The following is a 17,751-nucleotide window of genomic DNA, read 5'->3' as shown; positions in this document are numbered from 1 at the left end:
CTCTCGCCCCTGTGGGTGCCGCATGATCGCACCTGCAACCGGCGCTCTCATCAAGAAGCTCAATGGCCTTGCGCCGCGCGTGGCACTGGTGCTCGGTTCGGGGCTTGGCTCGTTGGTCGATGCCGTCGAAAATCCGGTCCGTATCCCCTATGCCGACCTGCCGGGCTTCCCGCATAGCGGCGTCTCCGGCCATGCCGGAGAAGTCGTTGCCGGTTATCTGTCCGGCAAGCCGGTCCTTATGCTGGCTGGGCGATCGCATTATTACGAGAAGGGCGATGCATCGGTCATGCGCCCGGTAATTGCAGCGCTTGCGGACCTCGGCATCGAGATGTTGATCCTCACCAATGCCGCAGGTTCGGTGCGCCACGATATTGCGCCGGGCAGCGTCATGCTGATCGACGATCACATCAACTATTCGGGGCTCAATCCGCTGATCGGCGAACCCTCGGATCAACGCTTTGTCGGCATGACCACCGCCTATGACCAGAAGCTCAGGGACGCCATCATCCTTGCCGCCAGCGAGGCGGGAGAGAAGATCACCTCCGGCGTCTATATGTGGTTTTCCGGCCCATCCTTCGAAACGCCGGCCGAGATTCGCATGGCCCGCACGCTCGGCGCCGATGCGGTCGGCATGTCGACAGTGCCGGAAGTCATTCTCGCCCGGTTCTTCGGCCTGCGCGTTGCGGCCTGCTCGGTCGTCACCAATTACGGTGCCGGCATGACCGGCGCTGAACTCTCGCACGAGGAAACCAAGGACATCGCACCGATGGGTGGCGCGCGCCTGCAGAAGATTATCCGGGTGCTGATCCGGGAGATTGGCTGACCCATGCTGTTGCCCCAGGAAATCATTCGCCGCAAGCGCGATGGCGAGACACTCGACGCCGCCGACATCACCGCTTTCGTCAATGCCATGAGTTCGGGCTCAATCACCGAGGGCCAGGTCGCTGCATTCGCCATGGCCGTATTCTTCAACGGCATGAAGCGCGACGAAGCTGTGGCGTTGACCCTCGCCATGCGCGATTCCGGCGATATTCTGGACTGGTCCGATTTGCCCGGACCCGCTGTCGACAAGCACTCGACCGGCGGCGTCGGCGACAATGTCTCGCTGATGCTGGCGCCGATTGCTGCGGCCTGCGGCGCCTATGTGCCGATGATCTCCGGCCGTGGGCTTGGCCACACGGGCGGCACTCTCGACAAGATGGACGCGATCCCGGGTTATCGCAGCCAGCCAGACAATGCCTTGTTTCGCCGGGTGGTGCACAGCGTGGGCTGCGCAATCATTGGCCAGACGGCAAACTTGGCGCCAGCCGACAAGCGCTTTTATTCGATCCGCGACGTCACCGCGACGGTGGAATCGATCCCGCTGATCACCGCCTCGATCCTATCGAAGAAACTGTCGGCTGGGCTCAACGCGCTCGTGCTGGACGTCAAGGCTGGCAATGGTGCGTTCATGGCGAAGACCCGCGACGCCGTCGCTCTCGCGGAAAGCATCGTGGGGGTGGCGCAGGGCGCCGGGCTCATGACGACGGCGTTGCTCACCGATATGAACGAGCCGCTGGCTCTCGCGGCTGGAAATGCCGTTGAGGTCAAGATTGCCGTCGATTTCCTGACCGGCGACAAGCGCGACAGCAGGCTTGAGGATGTGACCCTTGCGCTTGCCGCCGAAATGCTGGTTTCGGGCAAACTGGCTGCCAACCACAAGCTGGCAATGGAGAAGGCCCGCGAAGCGCTTCACAGCGGCAAGGCGGCGGAGATCTTCGGGCGCATGGTGGCTGCCCTCGGCGGTCCAACCGATTTGATGGCGCGGCCCCGCCACTATTTGCCGGTTGCGCCCATTACCCGTGAAGTGAAAGCGCCGGCCCTGGGCTTCGTCTCGTCAATCGATACGCGCGGCATCGGCGTCGCTGTGGTCGCGCTCGGTGGCGGGCGCATCCGCCCCCAGGATCCCATCGACCATGCCGTCGGCATCACCGACCTGCAGCCGATTGGTGCCAGAATGGAAGCGGGCGAGCCGATTGCATTGGTCCATGCGCGCAGCGACGACGATGCGGCAGCAGGCGTTCGCGCCATCGAGCAGGCGTTCAGCTTTTCGGAACGCAAGCCACGCACCGTAAGCCCCGTCCTGCGGCGCGTCGGCGGTTAAGCACCAAACTTTCAGAGGTTTGTGATCTCACGTCCCCCTTGCAGGGGCGAGGTTCCCCGGAAGGCTATTTCGTCCCGTACATGCGATCGCCGGCATCGCCGAGACCCGGCACGATATAGCCCTTTTCGTTCAAATGATCGTCGATCGCCGCGGTAAAGACCTGCACGTCGGGATGCGCCGTAGTGAAGCGCTCGATACCTTCGGGGGCCGCGAGGAGGCACAGGAAGCGGATGTTGCTCGCGCCGCGGTCCTTCAGCTTCTGAATCGCGGCAATGGCGGAGTTTGCCGTTGCGAGCATCGGATCGACGACAATAATAAGCCGGTTAACGATGTCTTCCGGCGCTTTGAAGTAATATTCGACCGGCTGCAGCGTTTCGTGATCGCGGTAGAGCCCGATATGCGCAACGCGCGCCGCCGGGACGAGATCGAGCATGCCTTCGAGAAGGCCGTTGCCGGCGCGCAGGATGGAGGCGAAGACCAGTTTCTTGCCCTCGATCACCGGCGCATCCATCTCGGCCAGCGGCGTCTGGATCTTGATCGTGGTCAATTGCAGGTCGCGCGTCACTTCATAGCAGAGCAGCAGGGAAATTTCCTTCAAGAGCCGCCGGAAGCCGGCGGTCGAGGTATCCTTGTCGCGCATGATGGTTAGCTTGTGCTGGACAAGCGGATGAGAAACGAGCGTCACGCCCATGGAAATCCCCTTCACTCTTTTACGCGGCGATCTTAGCCTTTCGGCGCCGGTCCCGCAAAGATCTCAACCGAAGCGCGCACAGCTTTGTCCGCTGCGAGACGTTGGATCAATGAACGCCTCGTATCCTCGTCGATGAATGCCGCCTTGAGGGCCGTCTCGGTCACGGCGACGAGGCCCGCGTCGTCATAGCCAAAATTGTTGGCCGCGATGGCATATTCGCGGGCAAGATCCGTATGGAAATAGGGCGGATCGTCGGCATTGAGCGTTACCGGGACGCCGGCGCGAGCCAGCACCGGCAAGGGATGGGCGGCAAAGTCAGGATAGACGCCGAGCGCAACGTTCGATCCCGGGCAGCATTCAAGGACGATCTGCTCGGCGGCAAGGCGCTTGACGAGGTCCGGATTCTCGATGGCCCGCACTCCATGGCCGATGCGCGTGGGCTTGATGGCATCGAGCGCGGCGGCCACGCTTTCCCAGCCGCAAAGTTCGCCCGCATGCACTGTTATGCCGAGGCCTGCGTCGCGGGCGAGATTGAACGCGGCGGCAAAATCACCCGGGCGATGCATGCGTTCGTCTCCGGCCATGCCGAAGCCGGTGACCAGCGGATGCGGGTTCTCCACGATATAGCGGGCCGCCGCCAATACGGCTTCGGGACCCTTGTGGCGCAGGCCCGTCGCGATCAGGCGCCCCTCAATCCCGGTTGCTGCCTTGGCGCGGCTCATGCCCTCGGCAAGGCCCTCGATGTAGGCGCGCTGATCGAGACCGGCGCTGATCGCATGATCAGTGGAAATGAACACTTCGGAATAGATGCAATCCTGCCGGCTAAGCGCTAAAAGGTAATCTTCGGCGAGGTCGGCATAGTCTTCTTCCGTGCGAAAAAGCATGGATGCCTGGTCATAGGCATGAAGGAAAGACGTGAAATCATCCCAAACGAATTTTTCGTCCTGTATGAAGTCGGAAACATCGGCGCCGTATTTTGCCGCCTTCCGCTGCACCAGCGGCACGGATGCGGCGCCTTCTATATGGCAGTGCAACTCAGCCTTCAAAACCATCAAGCCACCCGACAACAAACGCGTCGCTTCATCGCGCAAGAGGACAATAGCGTTGCGCGAACTAATCTTCTATGGTTCGCCGCAAATAGAGTAGATCAGGTAATCGAGATGAGCCAGCAACGCACCGGCGCCCATGGCGGCATGGAAACTTCATTCGGGTTTCAGGACGTCAGCGATGGCGAAAAGCAGTCGCGTGTCAACGATGTATTTCACCGCGTTGCCAAGCGCTACGACGTGATGAACGATCTCATGTCGGGCGGCATGCACCGCGTCTGGAAGGACTCGATGATTGCCTGGCTGTCGCCTTCGCGCACGGCCAACTGGAAAGTCCTTGACGTTGCCGGCGGTACCGGAGACATCGCGTTCCGGATCGTGGAAGCCTCCGGCCGCAACGCACATGCAACCGTGCTTGACATCAATGGTTCCATGCTCGGCGTCGGGCGCGACCGCGCCGTGAAGAAGGGCCTCGCGGAAAATCTCGAATTTGTCGAAGCCAATGCCGAAGAGCTTCCCTTTGCCGATGCGAGCTTCGATGCCTATACGATTGCCTTCGGTATCCGCAACGTTCCGCATATCGATCGTGCCCTGGCCGAAGCCTTCCGTGTCCTGAAGCCGGGCGGGCGCTTCATGTGCCTCGAGTTTTCCGAGGTGGAACTGCCGATCCTCGACAAGGTCTATGATGCCTGGTCGTTCAACGCCATTCCGAAGATCGGCAAGGCGGTGACCGGCGATGCCGACAGCTACCAGTATCTTGTCGAATCGATCCGTAAGTTTCCGCGTCAGGCCGATTTCGGCGAAATGATCCGCAAGGCAGGCTTTGAGCGCGTTACCTGGCGCAATTTCACCGGTGGAGTGGCCGCCCTGCATTCCGGCTGGAAGTTGTGAATTCTGAATGAGTAAGCTAGCAGCGACATTCCGCCTGATGCGGGCCGGATGGATCATGACGCGCGAAGGCGTGATTTCCGCATTGCCCGCGGAAGGCCTGAGCGGTCTTCCCGCCTTTGGCCATCGCGTCGCCGGCCTTCTGGCGCGCCGGCGCGCCATGACCGCGCGTCGTTCGGAGCGCATGTCACGGGCCATCAATAAGCTCGGACCATCCTACGTAAAGCTCGGGCAATTTCTGGCCACGCGTCCCGATGTGGTCGGCACGGAAGTTGCAGACGATCTGGCGCTGCTGCAGGACCAGCTGGATTTCTTCCCGATGGAAGCCTCGGTCAAGGCCATCGAAGGTTCACTCGGCCGGAGGCTCGACGATCTTTATGTAAGCTTTGACGCACCAATAGCGGCGGCATCTATTGCGCAGGTTCATCCCGCCTATGTCAATGTTGCTGGCGCGGTTGAGAAGGTTGCAGTCAAGGTGGTACGGCCGGGCGTGCGTCAGCGCTTCAACAACGATCTTGAGAGCTTTTTCCTGGTCGCGCAGTGGCAGGAACGCTACGTGCCGGCGACGCGCCGCCTGCGGCCCATCGAAGTTACCCGCACGCTCGCCCAGACCACGCGCATAGAAATGGACCTGCGTCTCGAAGCCGCCGCCCTTTCGGAGATCGGCGAGAACACCAAGGATGATCCTGGCTTCCGCGTGCCAAAGGTTGACTGGGAGCGGACAGGCCGGGATGTGCTGACGCTCGAATGGATCGACGGTATCAAGATGTCGGATATCGAGGGGCTGCGGGCGGCGGGTCATAATCTGATCGGCCTCGCCGAAACGCTGATCCAGTCCTTCCTGCGCCACACGCTGCGCGACGGCTTCTTTCATGCCGACATGCATCCGGGAAACCTTTTCGTCGATGACGAAGGCCATATCGTCGCCGTGGATTTCGGCATTACCGGCCGGCTCGGCAAGAAGGAACGGCGGTTTCTCGCCGAAATTCTCTATGGCTTCATCACCCGCGATTATGCCCGCGTCGCCGAAGTTCATTTTGAGGCCGGCTACGTCCCGCACCACCATGACGTTGCGAGCTTCGCTCAGGCGATCCGCGCCATTGGCGAGCCGATACACGGCCAGCCGGCCGAAACGATCTCCATGGCGAAGCTCTTGACCTTGCTCTTCGAGGTTACAGAACTCTTCGACATGGAAACCCGTCCAGAACTCGTCATGTTGCAGAAAACAATGGTGGTGGTGGAGGGCGTATCGCGCACGCTCGACCCGCATTTCAACATGTGGAAGGCGTCGGAGCCGGTTGTCGGAGGCTGGATAAGACAGAATCTCGGGCCGCAAGGCATCCTTATCGATGCGCGGGATGGCGCCCACGCGATCCTGCACCTTGCCCGGCAGGCGCCGGATCTGGTGGCGCGTGCCGATCGCCTTTCGCGCGAGTTCGATACGATGGCGGCAAACGGCCTTCGCTTTGACGAGCAGACCGCCAAGGCAATCGGCAAGGCCGAAGCGCGTCACACGCGATCTGGGAGAATCGCGCTTTGGGTGATTGCACTGTGCTTTGTTTTGATCACCTATAAGCTCTTTGCTTAGCTTTTACCGCGTTTTGTGCTAGCAATGATTGCATATTTTATCCATGCGACCCAAAGAGTGCAATCAAATGGCCAGTATTACCATTCGCAATCTGGATGATTCCATCAAGGAAAGATTGCGGGTGCGCGCCGCAGCCCATGGCCGTTCCATGGAAGAGGAGGCACGGATCATCCTCGGCGAGCTGGTGGAGCACGTCCCCCCGCCAGTGGCTGCGGAGACGCCGATCCAGCGTGGTTCGCTTTCGGGCCGGCGAATCCTGCTCATCATCGGCGGTGGTATTGCCGCTTATAAATGCCTTGATCTGATCCGTCGGCTTCGGGAACGTGGTGCACGCGTCCGGCCGGTGCTTACCAAGGCGGCGGAGGAATTTGTCACCCCGCTTGCTATAGGCGCGCTTGCCGCCGACAAGGTTTTCACCGAGCTTTTTTCGCGCGAGGACGAATACGATGTCGGTCATATCCGCCTGTCACGTGAGGCGGACCTTATTGTGGTCGCGCCTGCAACCGCGGATCTCATGGCGAAGATGGCCAATGGTCTGGCAAATGATCTGGCGTCGGCTGTGCTGATGGCGACCGACAAACGCGTGCTGATTGCGCCGGCGATGAACCCGAAGATGTGGGACCATCCGGCAACCAGGCGCAACCGCGCAACCCTCGCAAAAGACGGCATCCAATTTGTCGGACCCGGGACAGGAGAAATGGCGGAAAGCGGCGAGAGCGGCGCTGGACGCATGGCCGAACCGCTGGAAATCGTGGCTGCAATCGAGAAATTGCTGGACAGGAGGCCGAGGCCTCTCACCGGCAAGACGATTATCATGACCTCGGGTCCGACGCATGAGCCTATCGATCCCGTTCGCTACATCGCCAATCGGTCTTCGGGCAAGCAGGGCCACGCCATAGCCGCGGCGCTTGCGCGCCTTGGGGCCACCGTGCGTCTGGTTTCCGGTCCCGTCACCATTCCGGATCCGGAAGGCGTCAGCGTTGTTCACGTCGAATCGGCGCGGGAAATGCGGGATGCGGTTGAGCAGTTTTTGCCTGCCGACGCAGCGGTCATGGTTGCGGCAGTTGCAGATTGGCGCACGGCCAACGAGGCTGGCGAAAAGATCAAGAAGAAGCCGGGTGAAACCGCGCCGGCGCTGCAGATGGTCGAGAACCCCGACATTCTTGCCGGCATTGGTCATAGCAAGTTGCGACCGCGCCTCGTCGTCGGATTTGCCGCTGAAACGCAGGATTTGCTGACCAATGCGCGCGTGAAGCTTGACAAGAAGGGCGCGGACTGGATCGTCGCCAATGATGTCAGCCACGAAACCGGCGTCATGGGCGGCGACCGCAATGCTGTGCGCATTGTCACCCGCACGGGCGTCGAAGAATGGCCCGACATGAGCAAGGATGAAGTCGCAGAACGGCTGGCCGCAAGGATCGCAGCCGCCTTGCAAATGGTGGAAGTGTGAGCTCCACCATCCGCCCGGCGGGGAGGTCCGATGTGTTGAATCTCGCCGCCCTGTCAATTCAGGTCTGGCTTCACACCTACGCGTCAGCCGGCATACGAGACGTTTTCGCCCATTATGTCTTCAGTCAGTTCAATGAAGAACGTCTGGCCAGCGAGTTGGGGGATGAATCGAAGGTTTTTCTCGTCAGTGAAGTTAAGGGCCATCTCGTCGGCTACGCCAAGGTCGCATTGAATGCCCGATGCCCAAACCGCGGAATCTCCATGCCGGAAATCGAAACGCTCTACGTACAGGAGCATTTTGTTGGCCGTGGCATCGGCAGCGCCTTACTGGACGCAGTGACGGAAGCGTGCCTTTCATCGGGGCATCAGGAAATCTGGCTAACGGTCAACCAGGAAAATCTCAGGGCAAAAGCTTTTTATGAACGCAAGTCGTTCAAGAAGGTTGGCATTTATAATTTCGAACTCGATAATGAGCAGTATGCCAACGACGTACTTACTAAGATTCTTTGACAGGAGTTAGCTTGTCTCCGACCAATAATCTCGTTCCCATCCTCGAAACCGATCGTATCATCCTGCGCGCGCACCGCAGCGAGGATTTCGACGCAGTGCATGCCATGTGGCAGCATCCGGCGATCTACGAACAGATCACGGGCAAGCCATCGACCCGCGAGCAATCCTGGGCGCGGCTTCTGCGCTATGGCGGGCTGTGGAACATGATCGGCTTTGGCTTCTGGGCCATGGAACACAAGGCGAGCGGGGAATTCATCGGTGAGATGGGCTATGCCGATTTCAGGCGCGAGATTACGCCCGGTTTCGGCGACGCACCGGAAATGGGCTGGGTTCTCGCGCCCAACGCACACGGCAAGGGCTATGCGAGCGAAGCGCTGTCACGCGTCGTGGCGTGGGGCGACACGTTCTTCAAGCAGGAGCGCGCGGTCTGCATCATTTCACCGAAAAATACTGCCTCTCAGCGGCTCGCGGCGAAGAATGGATTTGTGAAGGTTCTGGAGACGACCTATACCGACGAGCCGGTTTTCCTTCTGGAGCGCAAGTTCGAGGTTGGGAATGGAGCAGAAGCCGGCCTGTCACCGGCTCCTGCGGTCAGGTAAGTCGAGGCTAACGCAATTAATCCTTGATGACCTGGCTGTATTGGTCGCGAACGCGCTGGAAGTTGCTCCAGAAGCCGGCGGGCGCTTTGCCCTCAAGGTGGTCGATCAGGACACCGAGATGTGCGTGCCATCCGCTTGCGACGCTGACCATCGAATCGGTGCTGGCGAGGCGCGTATGCGTAAGTTTCAGAAGCGTATCGCTGCCACTTGCCGAAAGTTCGAACGTCACTTCAGAATCCTGGCCACCATCGGGCCAGGTGATGACAAGCAGATGCGGCGGCTCATAGCGCAGCACCTTGCTCTCAAAGCCCGAGCCTTCATATTTCTGAAATTCTGCCGGCGTCTTTTCGTCCGACAAATGCGAATGTTGGAAGGTCAGCTTGACTGGCCCACCGACAAAGTCGGCCATGGGGCCGCTCGCCAGCCATTTGGCGCGCTTGTCGGATTCGGTTAGATAGGCCCAAACTCGCTCCACCGGGCCGGGTATAAGGCGTTCGAGGCGAAGCGTTCGCGGTGCGGTGACAACGCCGAGACGATCATTTCCAATATGCTGGTCCATTTCGTTCTCCTTTGATTTCATGGTTTTGCTGGTTTGGTCGGCCCTGATTCCGCCGATGTGCGATCTTCGTCGCGAAGCAGCTTTTCGAGATCGTCGAGGCGCGTCGTCCAGAACCGCTCGTAATGCCGCAGCCATTCCTGCGCTTCGGCGAGCCGCGCCGCCTGAAGCTCGCATATATGGGTGCGGCCCCAGACATTGCGGCGCACGAGCCCGGCAGATTCCAACACGCGGATATGTTTCGACGCTCCGGCCAGCGACATGTTGAATGGCGTGGCGAGTTCACTGACCGTGTGTTCGCCATTTGAAAGCCGGTGCAGCATTGCCCGCCGTGTTGGATCGGAAAGAGCGTGGAATACAGCGTCGAGATGGGGTGTCTGAAATTCAACCATACGGTTTAATATCAGTGGAGAAAATAATAGTCAACCAGTTGGTTTAATAATATTGGTAGTTCGTTAAAGAACGAGGAATCCTTGCCCAAGCGGATCGTCCGCCTCGACAAGGAATTCGGCCTTGCCGCTGTAATAGGAGTGGCCGGAGACGCGAGCGGTGATGGCATCAAAATTGCCCGCCTTTGTCTGCGAGGCGACAAACCCGGCAAAGCGCGATCCGACGATGCTTTCGAAGATGCGTGCATTGCCATCGCGGATTTGACCCTTGGCGTGCATGGCGGCAAGCCGGGCCGTCACGCCAGAACCCGTGGGCGAACGATCGAGCTGCGCATCGGCAAAGATGCAGACACTCTTCGTCGGCGCCTCATTCCACATGTCGTTGCCGTCGGTGAGGATCGAGCCATAAAGAAAAGCAAGGTCCTTGTGATCGGGATGATCGAGCGGGACGGCTTCTTTAACAGCTTCGGTCAAGGCGGTCGCCGCATCGATGAACCTGCGTGCCGGGTCGCGTCCGAATTCGAGGCCGAACTGGGTCGCATCGGCAAGCGCGTAAAACGCGCCGCCATAGGCGACGTCGAATTTTACGGGTCCGAAGGCCGCCAGGTCCACCTCCTGGTCGGCGGCAAAAAGGAAGGCCGGAACGCTTTCGAAGGAAACCCCGCCGGACTTGCCGTCGTTTACTTCTACGGAAGCAACCACCATGCCGCAGGGACATTCGATATGGACGGTCGTCACCGGTTCGACCTTGGGCACCAGGCCGTAATCGACAGCATAGCGGCCGAGCGCGATGATCGCGTGGCCGCACATGGTTGAATAGCCCTCATTGTGCATGAACAGGACCGCAAGGTCCGCCCCCGGCAGGTTTGGTTCCACGAGAACAGCGCCATACATGTCGAAGTGACCGCGCGGTTCGAAAATAAGGATCTTGCGCAAATTGTCGTAGCTATCGCGGACCTGGGCGCGCTTTTCGAGGATGGTGCTCTTCGGCAAGGCGGGATAGCCCGACGTCACGATCCGCAAGGGTTCGCCGCCGGTGTGCATGTCGATGACTTTGAGGAGGTCCGCCATCAGGCAATCCCCAGGAGCGCAGGCAATTTTCGCATATCGTCAAAGAGAATGCCGCCAGCCGCCGCCAGCCCCTCATGGTCGGCATGCTCGTCGCCGCAATAGGAGAATACCCGCATGCCCGCCGCCGTGCCGGCGGTGGTCCCCGCGACACTGTCTTCGATCACGACCGCGCGGCCGGGTTCGACACCCATTTCGCTCGCGGCATGCAGGAAGAGATCGGGGAAAGGTTTGCCGCGCGCCACCATGGAGGCGCTGTAGAGGACGTCTGCGAAATGCGCGATCAGCCCGCTCTTGCCGAGCGTAAGGTGCATCTTTTCGACATTGGCGGATGAGGCGACACAGTAGGAAAGGTCGGCCTTCTTGACGGCGGTTATCACGGTTTCAATATGCGGGATCGCTTCGACGCCCGCTTCGAAGATGATCGGCATGGCTCTATACCAGCGATCGACAAAATCATCGCCGAGAAGATGGCCTTCGGCTTCAACCCTGTCCTTGACTGCGCGCATTGGCATGCCGCACAGGTTCTTGCGCGCTTCCTCGAAAGTAATGCCATAGCCGCAAGCGTTAAGCATCTTAACGAGGTGCCGGTTTGCAAGCGTTTCTGTATCGACCAGAACCCCGTCACAGTCGAAAATCACCAGATCGGGGCGCGTCATTCAGTTGTCCTTGTCCATGCCTTGAGAGAAGAGCCCCTGCAGGTCGCCAAATGGCACCCCCGCTTGCGAGAAACCGAATGTGCCCTTGTCAAGAACTTCGCGCACGGCATCCCGGATCGCGGTGAAGGCGGCAGTCGTCAGGCGCGGTCCGAGCGATATGCGCCGCACGCCGATGGATGCGAGTTCGCTGACCGACAAGGGTGCCGGGGCAAGCACGCTCACCGGCTTCGAGACGGATTTGCATATCGTTTCTATGCTTTCACGGTCGGAAATGCCGGGCGCGAAGAGCACGTCGGCGCCGGCCGCTTCGAATGCCTGTAGCCGCCTGATCGTATCGTCGAGATCGTTGCGCCCGTGCAGGAAGTTTTCGGCCCGCGCGGTGAAGACGAAATCACCCTTCAGGGCGCGCGCGGCTTCCGCGGCGGCGGCCACACGTTCGACCGCATGGGAAAACTCGTAGATCGGCTGTGCCGGATCGCCGGAAAAATCTTCGAGCGAGCAACCGGCGAGCCCAGCGGCCTCCGCCGCAAATATGGTTTCTCCAGCGCTGTCGGGACTGTCGCCCTTGCCTTTTTCAAGGTCGCCGGAAATGGGCAGGTCAGTTGCCGCCACGAGATCGCGGCAATGCTGCATCATCACATCGAAGGTGATCCCCCCATCGGGGAGGCCGCGCGAGAAGGCGAACCCGGCGCTGCTGGTCGCCAGCGCCTTGAATCCCATGGAGGCAAGGAATTTAGCGGTTCCCGGATCCCATGGATTGGGCATGATGAAGGTCTCGGGACTTTCATGCAGCTGACGGAAAACCAAACCCTTGTCCATAACGGCCTCCAATTGGACGCTGAGAGTCTCGTCCTGTTATGATGTTCCCGTTGATCCGAAGCCGCCGGCACCCCGTGCCGTCTCGCTGGCATGTTGCCGCTCTTCGATCGCAAGCTGCACCACCGGCGCCACGACGACCTGCGCAATGCGCATGCCGCGCTCCACATAGAAGTCGTCTTCGCCGAGGTTGATCAGGATTACTTTTACCTCACCACGATAGTCGGAATCAATCGTCCCCGGGGTGTTGAGGCAGGTAATTCCATGCTTGAGGGCAAGGCCCGATCGCGGGCGCACCTGCGCCTCGAAGCCCTGCGGTACCTCGAAGATCAGCCCGGTCGGCACCAGGGCCCTCCGCCCCGGCAAGAGCAGGAGCGGACGATCGGCCGGAACCGCGGCGCGCAGATCCATTCCCGCAGATCCCGAGGTTTCATAGGCGGGCAGGTCTATATCCTGACCGTGCGGCAGCCTAACCAGGCCGAGAGCAGGATTTCTTGGGCGAACGGAATCGTTTTCTTGGGACATGAGAGACCTTTTTCACCAGTGGGCGGCACGCGTCAACTCACAAGATTTGCAGCATCCATCCTTTGCACACAATCCCCTTCTACCGAGCTACTCCAATCGAGGCGATTCACAATGGCGCAATTGCAGGCTATTGTGAGCCGACTTGCTCTTAACCAGGTGATTCATGTGTCGTTGGGCAGCCTATCTTGGACCGCAGCTCTATCTTGAAGATGTCATTGCTTCTCCCTGCCATTCCCTGATCGCACAGAGCCATGATGCGCACGAAGCCAAGACCCGAACCAATGGCGACGGTTTCGGCGTTGCCTGGTATGGCGAACGCGACGAGCCCGGTCTCTACCGCGATATCCTTCCAGCCTGGTCGGACCAGAACCTGAAAAGCCTGTCGCGGCAGATCCGCTCGCACCTTTTCCTCGCCCACGTGCGTGCCTCGACCGGCGGGGCGACGAGCCGCGCCAATTGCCATCCCTTCGTGTCGGGTCGATGGAGCTTCATGCACAATGGCCAGATCGGCCATTTCGACAAGCTTCGGCGCGGGTTGGAGGCGCGTCTCGACGATGGCCTCTATGCGCAAAAGCTGGGCTCCACGGATTCGGAGCTGATCTTTCTGCTCATGCTGCAACACGGTCTCGACGATGACGCCCCGACGGCCCTGACGGGCACGGTCAATGCCATCACTGCCGAAGCCGAGCGGGCGGGCGTGCCCGCCTTCATTCGACTGACGGCCGCCTTTTCCGACGGCCGGCAGCTTTACGCCGTGCGCTATGCCACGGACCGCTTCGCTCCTTCGCTCTATACTGCAAGCCTTGCGCCGAGCGCCGGGCTCTGCGTTGTCTCCGAGCCGCTCGACGGCGAGGCCGGCAACTGGATGCCGGTGCCACCCAACAGTTTCGTGACTGTGCGAAACACGAAACGCATCGCCATCGAGCCATTCATGGCCGAAGAAGCGGCAGCGAGGCGTGTCGAGGTCGTGTAGCGCCAAGGCAGGAGAGGCAGTTTAAGCGCATTCGAGCGGGCAGCCTTCGGGAGCACCTGCGGCTTTTCTTGCCCGTGGAGCACTCACGCGGTCGGAGCTCGGCCCTCTCCACTTTTATCCTCCGCTCCACCTTGCCGTCATATTCGGGCTATTGTCCCGAGGAACACCTTCTTGCAACTCCCTTAGTGGCCAGAGCCGCTGTGCCACCCTTCGCCAAATCCAAGTGTCGACGTGGAAGGCATTGGCTGATAGAAGGCGCGCAATCCTTTCACTACAAAGTTCGAGCCTTCCTCATGTCTTCTGCCGACCATCCTGTCACCAAGCGCCGTACCTTCGCGATTATTGCGCACCCTGACGCCGGTAAAACCACCCTCACCGAAAAGCTGCTGCTGTTCGGCGGGGCGATCCAGCTTGCCGGCGAGGTCAAGGCCAAGAAGGACCGCATGCAGACGCGCTCCGACTGGATGAATATCGAACGCGACCGCGGCATTTCCGTCGTTACCTCGGTGATGACCTTCGAGTACAAGGATTGCATCTTCAACCTCCTGGATACGCCAGGCCACGAGGATTTCGCCGACGACACCTACCGCACGCTGACGGCTGTCGACAGCGCCGTCATGGTCATCGATGCCGCCAAGGGTATCGAGTCGCGGACCTTGAAGCTCTTCGAGGTCTGCCGCATGCGCGACATTCCGATCGTGACTTTTATCAACAAGATGGACCGCGAGAGCCGCGATCCGTATGAAATTCTCGATGAGATCGAGCAGAAGCTTGCGCTCGACACGACGCCGATCACCTGGCCGATCGGGCGCGGCAAGAGCTTTGCCGGCACCTATAATCTCAAGGACAATACGGTGCGCCGCCGCGACGAGGAAGAAGTGCCGACGCCGGTCAACGGCCCTGAAGCGGATGCGGCCTCGGGGCTCTTGCCCGAAAACGAGCGCCGGGACTGGATCGACGAGGTGACGCTGGCTCGCGACGCCTGCAATCCCTTCGATCTCCAGGCCTTTCGCGAAGGCCATCTGACCCCTGTCTATTTCGGCTCGGCGTTGCGAAACTACGGCGTGCGCGATTTGATCGAAGCCTTCTGCGATTTCGGTCCAAGCCCGCGCGACCAGGACGCCGATACGCGCAAGGTCGCGGCCGAAGAAGAGAAGATGACCGGCTTCGTCTTCAAGATTCAGGCAAATATGGACCCGAACCATCGCGACCGTATCGCGTTCCTGCGCGTGTGTTCGGGCAAGCTTTCCCGTGGCATGAAGGCGAAGCTCGTGCGCACCGGCAAGCCGATGAGCTTGTCGGCGCCGCAATTCTTCTTTGCGCGCAGCCGCCAGATCGCCGACGAGGCCTGGGCCGGCGATGTCGTCGGCATTCCCAATCACGGCACGCTGCGCATCGGCGATACCCTCACGGAAGGCGAGGATCTTCTCTTCCGTGGCGTGCCGAACTTTGCGCCGGAGATCCTGCGCCGCGTGCGGCTCGACGATGCGATGAAGGCCAAGAAATTGCGCGAAGCTTTGCAGCAGATGGCGGAAGAAGGCGTCGTACAGCTGTTCCTGCCCGATGACGGCTCGCCGGCCATCGTCGGTGTGGTCGGGGCGCTGCAGATCGATGTCCTTACTGAGCGGCTGAAGGTGGAGTACACCTTGCCTGTCGGATTCGAGCTGGCACGCTTTACCGTTGCGCGCTGGATATCGGCCGACGACCCCGCCGAGTTGCAGCGCTTCATTAACGCGCACCGCGCCGATATCGCCCATGATCTGGATAATGATCCGGTGTTCCTCGCTCAAAACAGCTTCTCGCTGTCCTATGAGGCGGAACGCTGGAAGGCGATCCGCTTCACGGCGATCAAGGATTATCAGGTGCGCGAGAAGGCGGCCTGACGGTCGCCAAGGCTCTAGCCGCGCAGTTCCCGCCGCAAAATCTTGCCGACATTGCTCTTCGGCAATTCGTCGCGAAATTCGACGGAGCGCGGGCGCTTGTAGTTGGTCAGCCGCTCGGCGCAGAAGGCGCGCACGGCTTCCTCGGTGAGGGCCGGGTCCTTGCGCACGATGAAGAGCTTTACGCTTTCGCCGGAATGATCATTGGGAACGCCGATCGCCGCCGCTTCGCGGATACCGGGATGCTCCATCGCAACTTCCTCGATCTCGTTCGGGTAGACATTGAACCCGGAAACCAGGATCATATCCTTCTTGCGGTCGACGATCTTGGTGAAGCCGCGCTCATCCATGAAACCCATGTCACCTGAGCGGAAGAAACCGTCGGCCGTCATCACCTTTGCGGTTTCGTCAGGCCGGTTCCAATAGCCGGCCATCACCTGCGGGCCGCGAATACAGATCTCGCCGACCTCGTGCAGGGCAAGTTCCTTGCCGTCGTCATTGCGGATCGAAATGTCGGTGGAAGGGACGGGGAGGCCGATCGTCCCGGAAAATTCGGTGGCATCGAGTCGGTTGGCCGATGCAACGGGCGAGGTTTCCGAAAGGCCGTAGCCCTCGGTGATCACGCATCCGGTAATCTCTTTCCACCGATCGGCAACGGGCTTTTGCACAGCCATGCCGCCGCCGAGCGAAAGGATGAGCTCTTTGAAGTCGAGCTTGCGGAAATCCTCATTGTTCATGAGGCCGTTGAAGAGCGTGTTGAGGCCGGGAAAGATGTGCATCTTGTGCTTGCGAAGCTCCTTCACGAAGCCCGGTATGTCACGCGGATTGGGAATGAGAATATTCACCGCGCCATGCTGCATGCCCATCATCGCGTTCACCGTCAGCGCGAAGATGTGGTAAAGGGGCAGCGCGCAGATGAAGGTGAGATCCTTCGGCCGGCCCTTGAGGCGATAGGCAACGTCGCACCAGACGTTCATCTGCGCCACGTTGGCGACGATATTGCCATGGGTGAGGATCGCGCCTTTTGAGATGCCGGTCGTGCCGCCGGTATATTGCAGGAAGGCAATATCCGTCGCCTTGAGTTCCACATGCCGCATGCTTTGGGCGCCGCCCTTGGCGAGCGCTGTCTTGAACGGTACATGCCCCGGCAGCGACCAGGCCGGCACCATCTTCTTTACCCGGCGCACGACGAGATTAACGACGTGCCCCTTGAGACCCATCATGTCGCCCATGGCGGCGACAACGACGTGCTGCACCGGCGTTTTGGTGATGACTTTCTGCAGCGTTGCCGCGAAATTTTCGAGAATGACGATCGCCTTGGCGCCGCTGTCCTTGAGCTGGTGTTCGAGTTCGCGCGGCGTGTAGAGCGGATTGATATTGACAACCGTATAGCCCGCCCGGAGGATGGCGGCGATGGTGATCGGGTATTGCAGGATGTTGGGCATCATCACCGCGATGCGGTCGCCCTTTTCGAGCCCGCGTGACTGAAACCATGCCCCAAGCGCACGGGAATAATTCTTTAGCTGCGTGTAGGTGATGCTCACGCCCATGCAGTTGAAAGCAGGCCTTTCGGCATAGTCGCTGAATACGCGCGTGAAAAGATCGGCGATGGATTCGTACGGCGAGGTCACTTCGGCCGGAACGCCGTCCGGATAATTGCTCACCCAGAACTTGGGTGTCGGCTGGGCCGAGGCGTGGGCGACTGGCTGCGCAGCCTGCTTTGCCCTTTTCGGCTGCATTGCCGGCTTGGCGTTAACAGGTTTTGGCGCGGCTATCGTGGCCGCCTTCTTTGTGGCCGTGCCAGGCTTGGCAGCAGCCTTCGGTTTTGTCGTATTGGCGGCAGCCTTGGTCCTCGCTGCCGGTTTGCCCGCGGCCTTCGCCACACCATCGGCACTCGCCTTCGCGGCGGTTCCGGACGTCCTTTTGACGGGCGCCGGAGCAGTCTTCGCTGCTTCACGGTCCGTGGACGGC

General features: G+C 60.3%; 18 protein-coding genes. 9 read left to right on the top strand and 9 right to left on the bottom strand.

Annotation, left to right across the window (positions count from 1 at the left end):
• Nucleotides 1-22: 22 nt before the first annotated feature.
• Both BM074_RS05830 and deoA read left to right on the top strand, forming a co-directional pair.
• Complete coding sequence (locus tag BM074_RS05830; protein WP_027230689.1) at nucleotides 23-823, top strand: purine-nucleoside phosphorylase; 801 nt, start codon at nucleotides 23-25, stop codon at nucleotides 821-823.
• Between the two features lie 6 nt (nucleotides 824-829).
• On the top strand, nucleotides 830-2,143 hold the full coding sequence (gene deoA / locus BM074_RS05825) for a thymidine phosphorylase (RefSeq protein ID WP_027230688.1): 1,314 nt from the start codon (nucleotides 830-832) through the stop codon (nucleotides 2,141-2,143).
• Nucleotides 2,144-2,207: 64 nt separating this feature from the next.
• On the opposite strand, the gene upp is transcribed toward deoA, so the two are convergent.
• Entirely contained in the window at nucleotides 2,208-2,834 is a 627-nt protein-coding gene (gene upp, locus BM074_RS05820; RefSeq protein ID WP_027230687.1) for a uracil phosphoribosyltransferase, read from the bottom strand.
• Between the two features lie 32 nt (nucleotides 2,835-2,866).
• The gene (locus BM074_RS05815; protein WP_091920397.1) at nucleotides 2,867-3,886 is read right to left on the bottom strand and encodes an adenosine deaminase; all 1,020 of its coding nucleotides are present in this window, start codon (nucleotides 3,884-3,886) and stop codon (nucleotides 2,867-2,869) included.
• A gap of 108 nt (nucleotides 3,887-3,994) precedes the next feature.
• Between BM074_RS05815 and ubiE the strand changes: the two genes are divergently transcribed.
• From ubiE to BM074_RS05790, 5 genes are all read left to right on the top strand, one after another.
• On the top strand, nucleotides 3,995-4,771 hold the full coding sequence (gene ubiE / locus BM074_RS05810; protein ID WP_091920395.1) for a bifunctional demethylmenaquinone methyltransferase/2-methoxy-6-polyprenyl-1,4-benzoquinol methylase UbiE: 777 nt from the start codon (nucleotides 3,995-3,997) through the stop codon (nucleotides 4,769-4,771).
• A gap of 7 nt (nucleotides 4,772-4,778) precedes the next feature.
• On the top strand, nucleotides 4,779-6,356 hold the full coding sequence (ubiB, locus tag BM074_RS05805; protein WP_091920393.1) for a 2-polyprenylphenol 6-hydroxylase: 1,578 nt from the start codon (nucleotides 4,779-4,781) through the stop codon (nucleotides 6,354-6,356).
• A gap of 67 nt (nucleotides 6,357-6,423) precedes the next feature.
• The gene (gene coaBC, locus BM074_RS05800) at nucleotides 6,424-7,806 is read left to right on the top strand and encodes a bifunctional phosphopantothenoylcysteine decarboxylase/phosphopantothenate--cysteine ligase CoaBC (RefSeq protein ID WP_091920391.1); all 1,383 of its coding nucleotides are present in this window, start codon (nucleotides 6,424-6,426) and stop codon (nucleotides 7,804-7,806) included.
• A 32-nt stretch (nucleotides 7,807-7,838) separates the two neighbouring features.
• The gene (locus BM074_RS05795) at nucleotides 7,839-8,315 is read left to right on the top strand and encodes a GNAT family N-acetyltransferase (RefSeq protein ID WP_175498910.1); all 477 of its coding nucleotides are present in this window, start codon (nucleotides 7,839-7,841) and stop codon (nucleotides 8,313-8,315) included.
• Between the two features lie 11 nt (nucleotides 8,316-8,326).
• Nucleotides 8,327-8,914, top strand: coding sequence for a GNAT family N-acetyltransferase (locus tag BM074_RS05790; protein WP_091920387.1), 588 nt, complete (start codon nucleotides 8,327-8,329; stop codon nucleotides 8,912-8,914).
• A gap of 16 nt (nucleotides 8,915-8,930) precedes the next feature.
• On the opposite strand, the gene BM074_RS05785 is transcribed toward BM074_RS05790, so the two are convergent.
• The 6 genes from BM074_RS05785 to dut form a co-directional block, all read right to left on the bottom strand.
• On the bottom strand, nucleotides 8,931-9,473 hold the full coding sequence (locus BM074_RS05785) for an SRPBCC family protein (RefSeq protein WP_091920386.1): 543 nt from the start codon (nucleotides 9,471-9,473) through the stop codon (nucleotides 8,931-8,933).
• A gap of 17 nt (nucleotides 9,474-9,490) precedes the next feature.
• Nucleotides 9,491-9,862, bottom strand: a complete 372-nt coding sequence (locus BM074_RS05780) for an ArsR/SmtB family transcription factor (protein ID WP_091920384.1) — start codon at nucleotides 9,860-9,862, stop codon at nucleotides 9,491-9,493.
• Between the two features lie 63 nt (nucleotides 9,863-9,925).
• Entirely contained in the window at nucleotides 9,926-10,930 is a 1,005-nt protein-coding gene (locus BM074_RS05775; protein WP_091920382.1) for a proline racemase family protein, read from the bottom strand.
• Nucleotides 10,930-11,586, bottom strand: coding sequence for an HAD family hydrolase (locus tag BM074_RS05770; RefSeq protein ID WP_091920381.1), 657 nt, complete (start codon nucleotides 11,584-11,586; stop codon nucleotides 10,930-10,932). The genes BM074_RS05775 and BM074_RS05770 overlap by 1 nt, the downstream gene beginning before the upstream one ends.
• On the bottom strand, nucleotides 11,587-12,405 hold the full coding sequence (locus BM074_RS05765) for an isocitrate lyase/PEP mutase family protein (RefSeq protein ID WP_091920379.1): 819 nt from the start codon (nucleotides 12,403-12,405) through the stop codon (nucleotides 11,587-11,589).
• Between the two features lie 36 nt (nucleotides 12,406-12,441).
• Nucleotides 12,442-12,927 carry a dUTP diphosphatase gene (dut, locus tag BM074_RS05760; protein ID WP_027230678.1) on the bottom strand — a complete coding sequence of 162 codons (486 nt, stop codon included), beginning with the start codon at nucleotides 12,925-12,927 and terminating at the stop codon, nucleotides 12,442-12,444.
• Nucleotides 12,928-13,090: 163 nt separating this feature from the next.
• Between dut and BM074_RS05755 the strand changes: the two genes are divergently transcribed.
• Complete coding sequence (locus tag BM074_RS05755; RefSeq protein WP_091920378.1) at nucleotides 13,091-13,900, top strand: class II glutamine amidotransferase; 810 nt, start codon at nucleotides 13,091-13,093, stop codon at nucleotides 13,898-13,900.
• A gap of 293 nt (nucleotides 13,901-14,193) precedes the next feature.
• Complete coding sequence (locus BM074_RS05750) at nucleotides 14,194-15,783, top strand: peptide chain release factor 3 (RefSeq protein WP_091920376.1); 1,590 nt, start codon at nucleotides 14,194-14,196, stop codon at nucleotides 15,781-15,783.
• Between the two features lie 14 nt (nucleotides 15,784-15,797).
• On the opposite strand, the gene BM074_RS05745 is transcribed toward BM074_RS05750, so the two are convergent.
• Nucleotides 15,798-17,519, bottom strand: coding sequence for a long-chain-fatty-acid--CoA ligase (locus tag BM074_RS05745; RefSeq protein ID WP_091921498.1), 1,722 nt, complete (start codon nucleotides 17,517-17,519; stop codon nucleotides 15,798-15,800).
• Between the last annotated feature and the right edge of the window lie 232 nt (nucleotides 17,520-17,751).

Origin of the sequence: Phyllobacterium sp. CL33Tsu, from assembly GCF_900113985.1 — a bacterium.
Classification (GTDB): domain Bacteria; phylum Pseudomonadota; class Alphaproteobacteria; order Rhizobiales; family Rhizobiaceae; genus Phyllobacterium; species Phyllobacterium pellucidum.
This window is presented reverse-complemented; position numbering and strand designations above follow the sequence as displayed.